The following is a 13530-nucleotide window of genomic DNA, read 5'->3' on the forward strand; positions in this document are numbered from 1 at the left end:
AGATAGCCCGTAAAATCTTGCCAATCCACATCCAGCAACAAATTTAGAGTCTCTCAGACCCAGTGATTATTTGCTGGCGAAGCTGTGGCTTAAGGAATCTGATTAACCATTCTCTAAAGCGAATGGCAAAATAAGGATTAAAATTACACAATAGCCGGAATAAAGCACTTAAATTATTAGGAGTTTTACTGTGGAGGGAGAAAGCTAGATTCACACAGCTATCAGCAGTGTTCCAGTCTAAATAAGCAGCAGAAACTCCAGCAATTCCCCAAAGTTTTTGAGAAATTTCATCAGAGTATTCCCCTTTGAGAGATTCAGATACCTTCCGCATAACATGAAATTGTGCTTGGGCACATTTAATTTGGTTAGCAGAGGACATAGAATTAGCTCGATAGTAATTAATGATTGTAGTTGTCGGTTCAGCCGCAAATTTTAAACCTGCGATCGCCATCCGACAATGGAATGCTACATCCTCATTGTAAAGTACTAATGGATCAGTGTCATAACCACCCGCTTGCAAGTACGCCGAACGACGATACAACCCACAGAAGGGATTAATTTGTTTTTGAATTGTGTATGCGATCGGATCTCGTCTCAATTCAGCATCATCAAACTTGTAAATGCCGAGCAACTCTCCAGTATCATCCCGTCGCCATTCATAATTGAATAGCACAACATCTGGCGGATTCTCTAACGCCATCCATTGATGAGCTTGTTCTACAAAATTAGGATATAAAGCATCATCGGCATCATGAAAATGAATCCACTCACAAGTTGTTTGCGCTGCTAAGACATTCTTACCATGAGAACAGCCACGATTTATCTCACCTCTAATCACCTTTGCCCCAAACTCTGCGGCAATTTTTCCTGTTTCATCTGTACTGCAATCGTCGTACACCCATATTTCATCAAATTGGATTGTTTGAGCTAAAGCAGACTTAAGTAATCGAGGTAAGTAAGCTGTAGCGTTGTATGCAGGAATACATAGTGCTAAAGAAGGATGGCTCATGGCTAGCGTTTTACCAATTTTTTAAGACTGCGTTCTAGCAAATAGTTTGCTAACTCCCGTAAAGGTAGGCGATCTAGAAATGCTAAAGGTTTTTCTAAAGATTTTTGAGGGGAAACAGCTTCAATTAACCAAGAGTTGGGGGAAATGGAATGTCTGCCATGTTTAATCAGTTTCTCATAAACTTCCAGTCTTTGTTGAGCAATAAGTTTGGGATTAAGGAAAGTTTGTATAGTCTCTTGAGCAGCTTTGCCAATTTTTTCTTGCTTTGCTTGACTCCAACTCAGTAAAATATCCAAGCTATTGGCTAAACTTTGGGCATCGCCTGCTGTGAACGTTAGCCCGTTTACTTCATCAGTAATCAAATCTGCTGCACCAGCACCCAGGGAACACAATACAGTCTGTCCTTGTGCCATTCCTTCTACACATGTGTAGTTAAATACGTCCCAAATAGACGGTACAATTATAAACTTTGCCATTGCTTGAAGTTGGCGAGTTTCTTCTGGTGAGAAAGTGCCGAGTGGCTGTGCCTTGTTTCCCCAAATATCGGGATAAGTCTGGGCAAGATAAGCAGCCATAGAAGTGTTGGAATCACGATAAGTTGTATCACGACCAATCCAATCTATTATGGGTGCCTTTTCTCCTAATAATCGCAAAGCTTCACAAACAATTGTTGTGCCTTTCCAGTATTGAATCCTTCCTACTACTAAACCATGAGCAGATTTTTTGAATGGTTGAATATTAGGTACAAGCGGCATAGCCGGAGGAATATAGCTAACATCTCTCCCAATTAGTTGTTTCCAGGCTTGAGCATTAGATTGACTGTAGGTCTGTAATTGATCTGCAACTGAGAGTAAGTTTACTTCTAATAAGCGAACTAAATTGCCTTGCAGTTGGCTATCAACTTGGGGATCGTGAAAATCTATTTGACCAATACTGGCGTGAAGTTGCACAACAGTAGGTGGACTTTTTGCTGATATTATCCAGGGAGCAAACAGCATACCCCAATCTGTTGTTTCCACTAAGTCATAACCCTGACCTTCATTTACCTGTTCCCAAGCAGTCCAAGCTGCTGCTAAATGGCGTTGAAATTCTGGGATGGCTTGGTAACGGTTGAACTTGTATAAATTGGACGAGATTAAGTTTTCATTTAAAAACTCAACGTTAACACCATCTTTCTGATAATTTGGCAATTTGGATGTAAAGGCACTTCCTACTAAAACATCAACTTGATGACCCTGAGCAACAATCTCTGGCAATGTGTTGCTATAAAAAGTAGCAATACCACCCCCAGAATGGGGAGGATATTCAGGGATGATAAAAAGTAGCCTCATAAATTAATTTAACTTCCAGAAATAAACTAGTTGATTGACTGTTTTACTAACCCATTAATTTTGCTACTTACTGCAAGTTCTGATTCAAACTGAGACTGAATAAGTTCAGGATTGAACTCCCCTTGAGAAACTCTTTGGCACTGGTTGGCCATCTTAGTCCATTTTTCTTTTTCTGTTAGCTCATAGAGAATTTGTAAAAGCATTTCTTCATCCATCTTTGTCAGATAGCTATCCCACTTATGCCTTATTGCCCAATTCCCTAAAGCAGTATCTAACGGTGCAAGGATAATAGCTGGTAAACCTAGATGAGAAAACTCGACTAACTTGCTAGGAAAACAAGTAGCTGCCCAAGGGTGTTCAGCAAGATCAAGAGGATAAGGTACCAATATACAACTAGCTTTTTCCGCCAAAAAATTTATAACTTCTACATTAGTAGCGAATAGTTCTCGATGCTCTATATTTGGACAATTATTGATTAAATCTGGTATACCCGGACGATTTAGAGGAGTAACGAGTAGCAAAGTACCGTTAATTTTTTCAAGCAAGGAAGCAATTCTAAAAAAACTAGATACTTGGCTGGGATAAATACTACCTGCATAAGCAACAACAGGAGAAGTTTTAAATCTATCTTTCCACTCCACGAATTTTTGTTGCCTTCCTTCAGGAATGGGAAGAAGAATACTGGCTTTACTAGTATCCATAATATTATAGGTATTAGCAAGTTCTGATGATACTGTCCAAACTCTTGTAGCTTGATTAAGCACAGCCTGCCAATTCCGTTTAATCCAATGATACTCTAATTCAGATTTTGCCCAAAGCTCTTCTTGATCATGAACAATTACAGACAATGGAACTTGCCAAATTTTAGAGAGATAGGCAGCAAACACAGAATAAATATCATGAAGAACAGTAACAATTGCTGTTGGGCGTTCTCTTAAAAAAATCTTTTCACACTCCATCTGCCAACACAAAAATCTAGTTTCAAGTAATCTTGGTATTTGACGACGATAAGGAGGCCACCACCATCTACGCATTGGTATAGAAAGAAGCTGCCATGAATCAGGCATATTTGTATCAGCAAAAGATTCCTCTGGTGCAACGATAGATATTTGCCAACTGCTTGGCAGGCGCTTTAGATGACGATCAATAATAATAAGGCTACCAGGTCCTTGTTTTGGAGCGCTACCTAGTGAAACAAGAATGTGTTGATGCTGTTTCATAAATAAAATAATTGAGTAAATTTCACAGTCAATTATCTGGCTGTGGTGGGAATAATTGAATGTTTGTTGGGAATGTAAAAATTATACAAATATCGATGTGATAACTCACAAATACTACTAGCTTGTCTAGATTAAAATGTTATAATAAGTCCTTTTGACAGGTGTTACTTAATGTTTTTTATCTAAATCTAATGTGTATTAGAGCTAACCGATTCCTCCTCAAAAACTGCATAAAGATGTTGGACATTGCCTAGTAGAGATATGAATTGAGGTCATCTACTGTACAATGTCCAGACTGTGAGTCTACGAAAATTCGTAAGAACGGAAACGCCCTCTTTTGTTTATGGCGATTGCAACACCTGTTGGTATAGCTCAATGTATCTTTTTGTTTGCAGTTCCAGGGTATACTCTTGAAGTGCGATCGCTCGACAATTTTCACTCATTTTGTGCAGTTGCTCTCTGTCTACTAGTAATTGGACAATACCATTACAAAAATCTTGTGTATCTTCTGGTTGAGCTAAATAACCAGTTATTCCTGGACGGACTAAATCAGGTACACCACCAACTTTGAAAGAAACCATTGGCGTACCACATGCCATACTCTCTTGCAGTACCAAAGGTAAGTTATCCGCACGAGTGGGGAAGATAAACACATCAGCCGCAGAGTAGGCTATTGACTTCATGCGATCGCCACTTACATATCCCAGGTTTAAAGTTGGTATTCCCACTACTTCAAGAACTTTTTCGCCTCCACTACCCAAAGTTAGTAATAGTGTTTCCGCTTTTAACGCTTTAGGTAAAGTTTGGATCGCTTGCACAAGTAAATCCCCACCTTTACGAGAATCCTCTAAGCCATCTGCACAAAACATGATAACTTTTTTATCGGCAGGAATACCTAAAATATTTTTACATTTGTCTTTTTCTAAAGGTTGATAAGCATCAGTGTTAAGACCATATGGTATGTGATAAATTGAAAAACGGTTAAGTATACTTTTTTTTGCCTGCTCAGTCAGCCATTGACTAGGAGTCACTATCGTGAGATTAGACTTACTGTAAACCCAGTCTTTCAGTTGCCATTCTAAACGAGTATTATCTCTTGCTATCTCTGGATAAGTTTCAGGGTAGGGACATTGACCACAACCTTGCTGCCAGCGATCGCAATCGTAACTATAGGCGCAATGTCCGGTAAAGCTCCACATATCATGGAGGGTAAAAATAGCAGGTTTACTTTTGGTTAATCCAGGAATACCTAAATAATTAAAATACCCTGTGTGCAGGTTATGGAAATTAATAATATCAGCTTGTTCATAAAAATCATGTTTCCAGATGTCAAACGTGCTTAGTAAATGGAGGTAATTTAATCCTAAGCGTCTAGTCAAACGCAATAATTGGTTTTCTACGCGATACTTATGACCTACGGCAGCAACAAGGCTACTATCAGTTTTAACTTTGCCAACTAACAGTTTTGAGTTAACGCCTTGCTGCAATAAACCTTGATGAAGGCGATAGCCTGCGATCGCCGCACCGCCACCAATATCGGATTGATTAATATGCAGGACATTCATATATTTGATTGGATTATAGTTTTGTTTCGTAACTTTGATTGATGTGACGAGATCGCTAATTATTTTGATTTTTCCTACCAGGAAACACGAATTAATATCTTGAGCTAGACAGCCTTTGCTATTTTTTAAAAAAACAATAGCAATATAAGGCTATTGACTTGTAATATCTTTTCACTAAATAGAATTTTTTAAATTATTTTTTCAGATACTACTTTACTTATAAAAGTATACTTTACTTTTTTTAAAATTTTGTATAAAGCTGGAAGATAGATATTCATTAAAAACGAAGTTTTTAATGATAGATCGCTTAACATAAGATTGTTTAAAAAGTCTTGCAATAAGAATTTATTTAGAAATTTGCGAGCATTTTCTCTATCATTATTTTGCATATAATCTATACATAATAATTTATAATTTTCGGACATGACTATTCTTATTTTATTCTGGTATTTAGAGTCTAGATAGTTTTCGATGTAATGATATGCTTTCAAAATTTCCAAGCGCATTTCTATTTGAGTTCTCCAAGACCAATTCCCATTAGGATGAATTCTATATACATTCATGGTTTCATTGATGTATCCAATATTTCCGTGTTGAGCAAGTAAAATTTGCAATATCCAATCAACAAAGTTTATATCATACATCCAGTCTGGAAATTCTTGTATAAAACCCTGTCGAAACACTATTGAAGCAAATGACATAATGTTTGAGCTAAGTATATCTTCAAGAGTAAAAGTATTTTTCCAATTGTCTGGAGGCAAAAAGCACCTTGTACTGCCATCCTGATAAAGATATAAGGCATTATGAAAACAGATTGTATAGTCAGTATGTGTATCTAAAAAATCTACTTGTTTTTGTAGTTTGTACGGTGAAGTCCAGTAATCATCTCCTTCAAGAAGCGCTATATATTTACCTCGACACGCTTTAAAAGTTTGAATGAAATTATCATGCATTCCCAAATTTTTCTCAGGTAGTAACAAGCGGATTTTCTCTGGATGTTCTTGTTGATATCCAATGAGAATATCTCGCGTATTATCTTTAGAGCAGTCTTCGCCAATCACAATCTCATAGTCAAAATCAACTTGCTGCATTAGAACACTATCTAGCGCCTGAGTAATGAATTTTTCATGATTGTAGGCGAGTATTAATACACTTAGTTTCATAGGAGTACTGTCTAAATAATGTTGACTCAAACAAATTGCCCTCAGATTGAAAGTCTGGGGCTATACAAACTAAGTCAGCTGTCGCGGACTGAATTATCCTAAATTGCGGAGGCCGGCTTTGTTTGTTTAATCGCGATTTCTCATTGTCTGATTTTTCCTAAGTGGAATATATTTGTCATCGACGTGTCCGTATCAACTCCTCAGATGCATCAACTAGTCTCTCCTTGACTTCACGACTATGCTGAACTACCAACCGAATAATCTGACAGATTTTATTGATTTCCTCTGTACCAACCGCCGTACCTGTAGGCAGAACCAGTACTCGTTTGCCTAAACTTTCAGTTTCCGGTAGCAGTAGTCCTGCATGAGGAAAGTAGGAGCGATAGGGTTCCATACGATGACATCCAGGATAAAAGTAGCGTCGAGCCAATATATTTTCAGCCCAGAATATTTTTACAAATTGATCTCGGCTGACGTGAGTAATTTCCTGGTCAATTTCCAGCACAATATACTGATAGTTGGATTTTTCAGTCTCATCGTAGGTTAATAATTTAACACCTGGAATATTCCTTACCTCGTGTTGATATTGTTTGTAATTTTGATAGTTGACAGCCACGAATTCGTCTAAACTTTCCAAACCTGTTAGCCCCATTGCAGCACAAACTTCGCTCATTTTGCCATTGGTGCCGATATAACTGACATTCTCAAATCCAGAAAAGCCAAAGTTTTTCATCAGACGAATTTTGCCAGCGAGTTCATCATTATTGGTGGCGACAGCTCCACCCTCAAAGGTATTGAAAAATTTAGTTGCATGAAAGCTGAACACCTCTGCATCGCCAAAGTTACCTATCATTTGTCCGTTGTAGGAACAGCCAAAAGAATGGGCTGCGTCAAACATCAGCTTGAGGTTATGCTTGCAAGCTATTTCTGTTAGGGCTTCTACATTACAAGGTTGCCCCCACAGATGAACGCCAATGATTCCGGTCGTGCGGGGTGTAATCATTGCCTCAACCCGCCACGGATTGATAGTGTAAGTATGAGGATCAATATCACAAAAGACTGGAGTTATCTCTTGCCACTGTAATGCGTGAGCAGTAGCAATGAAGGTGAACGAAGGAATGATAACCTCTCCCGTGAGTCCTGCTGCTCTAATAGCAATTTCTAAAGCGACAGTTCCATTACACATAGGAATGCAATGCTTGACCCCAATCATGTCAGCCATGCGCTGTTCAAACTCCTGAACATAGCCACCGTTATTGGTCAACCATCCTCTATCTAGCAGGTCGTTAATTCGTTGGAACAGGCGATCGCGGTTCCCAATGTTAGGACGACCCACATGTAGCTTTTCATTAAAGGCAGGAGTCGCACCGAATATTGCTAAGTGTTCCAATCGAGTTTTGTTAATCATTTGCTGTAAATAACCTTTTAGTTTATGTCTGTTTACTAGGTGAGATAGAGAACCAATAGACTTCTCGAACAATTGCTATTAATGATTTTTATGAACCAAACTTAAAAGCTAAAATTTCCAGTGTGCTGGTACATCACTAACAGCTTGTTTAATTTTCTCAACGACTTCGGGGTCGAGTGCGCCAAATTCTACAGCTTGCAAGTTAGCTTTCACTTGTTGAGGATTTCTCATTCCTGGTATAACGACTCCAACACCTGAATGATATAAGACATAGCGCAACGCTGAAACTGTAATTCCTCCTGGCAATTCATCTAGAAAAGCCAATTTTCTGGCACTTTCCAGTAACCAATTTTTATCTCTTTCGGGCAAATAATACCGCCAATCATTTTCGGCAAATTCGGGAGTTTGGTACAAATATTTTTGCTTAAGAAAACCGGAAGCTAAAGGCACTCTAGCTATAAATTGATATTCATGATCTAAATTATTAAATAAATATTCTTCAGCACGCCGATCCAATGCATTAAATATTGCCTCAATCGTACTTCCAAATTTATCTTCTGCTACCTTTAATGCACCTTTGATAGTTTTTGAGCTCACACCATATTCCTTAATATATCCTTTCTGCTTGAGTCGTTCTAGAATAAACTTATCGTAATTTTTCCAATCAAAATTATCTGGCGGACTATGAAATAGTAAAACATCAATACAATCAATATTTAAACGCTCAAGGCTGTTAGTTACAGCTTTTTCGAGCCATTCAGGAGAAAAATCCTGAAAAGAATTACCTTGATTATCTTTTCGATTGCCAAACTTCGTACAAACAAGAAAATTCCCACTCGGATAGCTTTGAAAAGCTTTACCTAAAATTTCTTCAGATTTACCCTCTCCATAAGAATCAGCTGTATCAAAGAATTGTATACCGTGATCAAGAGCAAGATGAACTGCCTGAATAGCTTCTTTATCGTCAATATACCCCCATCCTTTATGCTGACCAGCAATAAGGTTTTCGCCGCCAAATTGCCAAGTACCAAAACCTAATTTAGCAGTTTCTGTTTTCATGCTGGGCAAAAAAGTTCTAAGTTTTTGTGTTTTCTTGAATGCAAAATCACAGAACCTTTCATGAGAATACGGTCGCCTTTGTTAGGAGTAAAAAATGCATTTCTACCATGCAAAACTCTTTCGTCATGGAAAAATACAGCATCTCCTTTTGTTAATATGATATTCGTGTAAATTCCACTATGGTGAACGCGATCTTCAAGGAAGTGCTGAAATCTTTCAACCAAATCTTTAGCTTCTGGGGTATTATCTTTATCTAAGGGATAATAATTATAATTTAAGCGAATTCCTAATTCGTCTTCTGTAATAATGGGCTTAGTTTTGCTGACACCTTCTTTTGAAAAAGACACAGGAATTTTTTTTAGGTCTTCTAGTAACTGATGCTCATTGTCTAGCTCCAAAACTTTAATGAGCAATTCGCTATCTAAGAAAAAAGTAGCACCTCCTACTTGCGCCTGAGATAAGCAATAAAAATAATTCACCGCATCATGATGATTAAGATAAGAATTATCCGTATGAAGGGGCTGCCTAGTTTTACTTGAGCGGTACTTATTTGGACGTGCGGGATCGTAGCTAATATCTATCCAACGTTGGCCCGTTCGTTTACCTGTATCTTTATCTTCATCCATGCTAATCACTAGTCCTAAAAAATCACTTAGTTCCGTGAAATAGTCGTGAATATTTATTTGAAAATCAAACCCTAAAAAATGAACTATTTTATATTTATCGAGTGCTTCTTGGATAGCTTTTTTAGTTTCTTCAGGAGAAGTGTATTGTATTTTTTTATAAAATTCCATAATCAGCCTCACCAAATAAATCAATCTTCCTTATAAGTCAATTTTTCTTATTACTCTAGCCGGAACACCATAGACTAAGACACCATCAGGAATATCATTGACGACAACCGCACCAGCCCCGATCAGGGCACCTGCACCTATCCGCACGCGTTCGATGATCGTCGCTCCAATTCCTACACAGGCTGCACGCCCCACAGTTACTCGTCCAGCTAAGTGAACACCTGGACAAATATGCGCTCCATCTTCTATAACGCACTCATGATCAACACTCGCAGAAGTGTTGATAATGACATTCTGACCAATCTTTGATCCGGGATTAATAACCGCTCCAGCTGCAATTACGGTTCCCGATCCTATAGACACGTCAGCAGCAATTACTGCGGTTGGGTGGATAGCAGTTGCTAAGGAAAAACCTTTTCTATAAATTAATTCAGACAACTTTAATCGCGCCTGACAATCTCCGAATCCAAAAATTATATACTTAATCCCTTTATCCTTACAATAATCTAACTGTTCTTGTCCTCCCAGAATTTGAGATCCGCAGAAGTTTTCACCATTACGTTGTGGATTCACATTATCAAGGAAACCAACAATTTCATAGATTCCTTGTAAGCGAATTATGTCTGCAACCACTAAAGCGTGCCCCGAAGCACCCCAGAACAGTAACTTTGATATCATAAAAATTTACTAAAAATCTTCGTTGAATTATCTATGTCTTAATTCATCTTCAACATTTTTTAGTCAAAAATTTAGCAGGACTTAGATGCGAATATTTCAACGGGAGCAAACCTCCATTTTAAGTTAGGGCGAACTATTCCTTGCCATTTGCCATACCATTTGAATTCTCTCTCAATATCATGCACAGTAAAACTCAGTAAATTTTCACATGTATAAAGTACAGTTGAAGTATCTTGAACGACCATCATCGTAATTTGATAACTTCCATCATTAAAAAAATCTTCAGGAATGTAACAAACTCCTCTGATTAGACCTGAAGTACAAGGAATCGATCTTGAGATTGAATTAAAAACACAAACTCCCTCCAGTGTGTAGACGTGTAAGCTCAAATTTAAATGAGCACCATCAAGGTAATTCCAATACTCAAATTCAATCCTGAGAGGGGTTTTAACCGTAATCTCATCTACTGAGTCATCAATATCTGGAATTACACTGATTTGATGTATGCGAATTTTATCGTTTCCGGGAGCAGTTTCAATATCATCCCAGATTCTTTCAAGAAATTTAGAGTCATTGTCAGACTCCAAATAACGAGATACGACCTGATGAGCTTCTCCATGAGTTACTAAACATCCTGACTTGAGCAGTATGGCTTGGTCGCATAGACTTTTTAATGCTGCCATATTGTGACTAACAAACAAGACGGTACGCCCTTCTTTTTCAGAAACATCATTCATTTTTCCCAAGCACTTCTTTTGAAATTGGGCATCTCCTACCGCCAGAACTTCATCCACAATCAAAATCTCTGGCTCTAAATGCGCCGCTACGGCAAATGCCAAACGCACATACATCCCTGATGAATAGCGTTTAACAGGTGTATCTAAAAACTTCTCCACTTCAGCAAAAGCGACAATTTCATCAAACTTTCTTTTAATCTCTGTTTTGCTCATCCCCAGAATGGCACCGTTGAGATAAATGTTTTCTCGACCTGTCAATTCTGGGTGAAAACCTGTGCCCACTTCTAAAAGACTTGCGACTCTACCCTTTAGAGAAATACAGCCGCTGCTTGGTTCAGTAATGCGGCTCAAAATTTTGAGTAAAGTTGATTTTCCTGCACCGTTGCGACCAATAATTCCAATGCTCTCGCCCTGTTTAATTTCAAATGACACATCCTTCAATGCCCAAAACTCTTCACGGGCTGGATTATATATTTCTTTGCCAGAAGACTTCACCAATTTTTTACCCAGTGAACTGACTCTATCACTGATGGATTCTCGCAAAGATTTATATCTGCTACTTCCTTCTTGTTGATGACTCAACACGTATTTTTTACTGAGGTTTTCAACCCTAATTACTGTATCAGACATTATTAAATTACTCTCAGTAGATCGAAAACTTTTCTTTTAAAACACCCAAGCTACTATGGTGTACCACGGACAGGCCAACCGTAGACGAGGCTCGGCTTACTGGTGTTGACAACGCCGCCGAAGTTTAGGAAGATTGCCCAGGCGGAATTCCCAGCCTCCTGGTAAGGTCCCGTAGTACTAGACCAGTAGTTGAATTGGATGCCAGTAGCCCACTGTGTCCCCTGTGCAAAGCAGCCTGAACCCTCTTGGTCTACCAATGTCGGAGTAGTACAGTTTAGATTTGAAGGAGGTAATATCGCCGTAACCTCGTCTTTGGTCGGCAAACGCCAATCGCCAGAAGAAGAGTTATCCGACAGATTGCAGTCGCCGCTCTTAATCTCAGCTGCTTTGTAATTGGCTGTTGCCCAATCTGTTGCTTCAAGACAATCTGCCTTCTTGAGCCATATAAGTCGAGTCACAGTATCAGTCACCGTGCCATTACCACAGTCTACATAGCGATCGCTGTTATTGAAGCAGGGGCCGGAGGCTTTGACCACAGTTCCCACGGGATGTTGGGTATTGATGTAGTTTCTATATTTCCTGGCTTGTACGGACACAGGAAGAGTAAAGGTAAAAGCCAGAAAAAATATGAATACAGCCCCGTATAGTATTTTGATAGCAAAACCAGGTAAACGAATGTGGAGCATATTTTTCAACTTCCAAACATCTAAGCATGCAAATCTCTGCCGGTTGCTTCGTGAATCGGTTCTCAGAGATTAAGCATAAAATACTATAAACTACTTAAGCAGCAATATGTTTTCATACTTGTATATGATAATCACTGAGATAACAAGGACTTCTTAGGCTCGCGCAAATAAAATTTTATCGACCGCAAATTTTCTCACCAGAGTCATAGCTCCGGTTTTTATATCCACAGTAAATAGGGAATTTGTTCCCTCATATTTGGGGTCAGCAAGTGCAAATAGTTGACCTGATGAAGAAAAGGCTAAACTTGCCAAGTCATTTTCCAGAGGTTTGTTCTTGAAGCTTAATTCCACCAGTCTGATAATCTTTCCTCTTCCACTAACTACTGCCCTGTTCTCTAGGTCTAGTTGCACTAAACTTAGATTACCTTCACCGCCGACACTAGTAGCGTAAATTTTTCCATCTAATGGAGATTGAGCAAGATTACCGAGCCTCTCCTTGAGGGAAATATATGGTAGACCTGTTGTAACACTAGAATCTACTTGCCCTGAGTTTTGGTCAATAAATGCCAACTCAAAAGGGGGGCTACCTTCTGCAAGACTAATTACACCAAGTAGTACCTGCTTACCTTTTATAGTGGTTGATAATAACCCTTCAACAGTACTATACTTTTTATCCTTGTTTTTTTTGATTTTCAAGCCTTTTGGAGGCTTAATTCCACTCTTTTTAGGAGGTGTAATAGATATCAGGCGACTGAAATCGCCTTTCTTAGTGGCTGCAACAGCGGCAATAACAAATGTGTTATCGGGTAGGACAGTAAAAGCAGTTATCCGCTCGCTGGGCTTTTTAACAACCAAGGCTTTAGCAACAGTCTCAGTGGTTTCTAGGGAGTTAGTAACGCTGTCGGCGGCGATTTCGGCAGTTAATAACACCTGACCAGTGGTAAAGTTTATAGACTGAAAGATAATTCCTGGTATGGTGTTAGCAGTAGCAGCGTCAACTAAGTCTTGTGTTTTACTTTTGCTAGCTGAAGAAAGGGTCACTCCATAAAGCTGCTCCGACTCTTGTGCAAACACCTTAGATGTAAATTTAGCACTTGCTGCGGTGACAGCGCTGACGATAGCCAACTGCCCAAATCTTCGTCGTCTGATTCTCAAATTCATAACCTACACTACCTAAGCAACTGGGATTAGTATTTGCTCAATTATGAAAGATAACTGTGGTGCATCCATTTAGGTGGTACAGACAGTAT

At 38.8% G+C, this 13530-nt stretch carries 12 protein-coding genes; all 12 read right to left on the bottom strand.

Features of this window, described 5'->3' with window-relative positions; translation table 11 throughout:
• Positions 1-43: 43 nt before the first annotated feature.
• The gene (locus tag IQ274_RS10570; RefSeq protein WP_194142213.1) at positions 44-1009 is read right to left on the bottom strand and encodes a glycosyltransferase family 2 protein; all 966 of its coding nucleotides are present in this window, start codon (positions 1007-1009) and stop codon (positions 44-46) included.
• 2 nt (positions 1010-1011) lie between these two features.
• Positions 1012-2340 carry a glycosyltransferase family 4 protein gene (locus IQ274_RS10575; protein WP_194142214.1) on the bottom strand — a complete coding sequence of 443 codons (1329 nt, stop codon included), beginning with the start codon at positions 2338-2340 and terminating at the stop codon, positions 1012-1014.
• Positions 2341-2366: 26 nt separating this feature from the next.
• Complete coding sequence (locus IQ274_RS10580) at positions 2367-3560, bottom strand: hypothetical protein (protein WP_194142215.1); 1194 nt, start codon at positions 3558-3560, stop codon at positions 2367-2369.
• 341 nt (positions 3561-3901) lie between these two features.
• Entirely contained in the window at positions 3902-5125 is a 1224-nt protein-coding gene (locus tag IQ274_RS10585) for a glycosyltransferase family 4 protein (RefSeq protein WP_163929012.1), read from the bottom strand.
• Between the two features lie 188 nt (positions 5126-5313).
• Positions 5314-6288: a glycosyltransferase gene (locus IQ274_RS10590; protein WP_194142216.1), complete on the bottom strand. Its 975-nt coding sequence runs from the start codon at positions 6286-6288 to the stop codon at positions 5314-5316.
• A gap of 175 nt (positions 6289-6463) precedes the next feature.
• Entirely contained in the window at positions 6464-7696 is a 1233-nt protein-coding gene (locus tag IQ274_RS10595) for a DegT/DnrJ/EryC1/StrS family aminotransferase (RefSeq protein ID WP_194142217.1), read from the bottom strand.
• A gap of 108 nt (positions 7697-7804) precedes the next feature.
• The gene (locus tag IQ274_RS10600) at positions 7805-8755 is read right to left on the bottom strand and encodes an aldo/keto reductase (protein ID WP_194142218.1); all 951 of its coding nucleotides are present in this window, start codon (positions 8753-8755) and stop codon (positions 7805-7807) included.
• The gene (locus tag IQ274_RS10605) at positions 8752-9549 is read right to left on the bottom strand and encodes a TauD/TfdA family dioxygenase (RefSeq protein WP_163929016.1); all 798 of its coding nucleotides are present in this window, start codon (positions 9547-9549) and stop codon (positions 8752-8754) included. Before IQ274_RS10605 ends, IQ274_RS10600 begins: the two co-directional genes overlap by 4 nt.
• A 30-nt stretch (positions 9550-9579) precedes the next feature.
• Positions 9580-10227, bottom strand: a complete 648-nt coding sequence (locus tag IQ274_RS10610) for an acetyltransferase (protein WP_194142219.1) — start codon at positions 10225-10227, stop codon at positions 9580-9582.
• 71 nt (positions 10228-10298) lie between these two features.
• Entirely contained in the window at positions 10299-11594 is a 1296-nt protein-coding gene (locus tag IQ274_RS10615) for an ABC transporter ATP-binding protein (RefSeq protein ID WP_194142220.1), read from the bottom strand.
• Between the two features lie 53 nt (positions 11595-11647).
• A complete protein-coding gene (locus IQ274_RS10620) occupies positions 11648-12280 on the bottom strand; it encodes a DUF1566 domain-containing protein (protein WP_163929019.1) in 633 nt (210 codons plus the stop codon).
• A gap of 153 nt (positions 12281-12433) precedes the next feature.
• Entirely contained in the window at positions 12434-13441 is a 1008-nt protein-coding gene (locus IQ274_RS10625) for a hypothetical protein (protein WP_194142221.1), read from the bottom strand.
• Positions 13442-13530: the final 89 nt, after the last annotated feature.

It is taken from the genome of Nostoc sp. LEGE 12447 (assembly GCF_015206985.1).
In the GTDB taxonomy this organism is placed as follows: Bacteria; Cyanobacteriota; Cyanobacteriia; order Cyanobacteriales; family Nostocaceae; genus Nostoc.

What these genes read in the sequence shown, in the direction of transcription:
- IQ274_RS10610 (WP_194142219.1), bottom strand. Translation starts at nt 10,227, where the DNA reads ATGATATCAAAGTTACTGTTCTGGGGTGCTTCGGGGCACGCTTTAGTG.
- IQ274_RS10595 (WP_194142217.1), bottom strand. Translation starts at nt 7,696, where the DNA reads ATGATTAACAAAACTCGATTGGAACACTTAGCAATATTCGGTGCGACT.
- IQ274_RS10590 (WP_194142216.1), bottom strand. Translation starts at nt 6,288, where the DNA reads ATGAAACTAAGTGTATTAATACTCGCCTACAATCATGAAAAATTCATT.
- IQ274_RS10620 (WP_163929019.1), bottom strand. Translation starts at nt 12,280, where the DNA reads ATGCTCCACATTCGTTTACCTGGTTTTGCTATCAAAATACTATACGGG.
- IQ274_RS10615 (WP_194142220.1), bottom strand. Translation starts at nt 11,594, where the DNA reads ATGTCTGATACAGTAATTAGGGTTGAAAACCTCAGTAAAAAATACGTG.
- IQ274_RS10580 (WP_194142215.1), bottom strand. Translation starts at nt 3,560, where the DNA reads ATGAAACAGCATCAACACATTCTTGTTTCACTAGGTAGCGCTCCAAAA.
- IQ274_RS10570 (WP_194142213.1), bottom strand. Translation starts at nt 1,009, where the DNA reads ATGAGCCATCCTTCTTTAGCACTATGTATTCCTGCATACAACGCTACA.
- IQ274_RS10585 (WP_163929012.1), bottom strand. Translation starts at nt 5,125, where the DNA reads ATGAATGTCCTGCATATTAATCAATCCGATATTGGTGGCGGTGCGGCG.
- IQ274_RS10605 (WP_163929016.1), bottom strand. Translation starts at nt 9,549, where the DNA reads ATGGAATTTTATAAAAAAATACAATACACTTCTCCTGAAGAAACTAAA.
- IQ274_RS10575 (WP_194142214.1), bottom strand. Translation starts at nt 2,340, where the DNA reads ATGAGGCTACTTTTTATCATCCCTGAATATCCTCCCCATTCTGGGGGT.
- IQ274_RS10625 (WP_194142221.1), bottom strand. Translation starts at nt 13,441, where the DNA reads ATGAATTTGAGAATCAGACGACGAAGATTTGGGCAGTTGGCTATCGTC.
- IQ274_RS10600 (WP_194142218.1), bottom strand. Translation starts at nt 8,755, where the DNA reads ATGAAAACAGAAACTGCTAAATTAGGTTTTGGTACTTGGCAATTTGGC.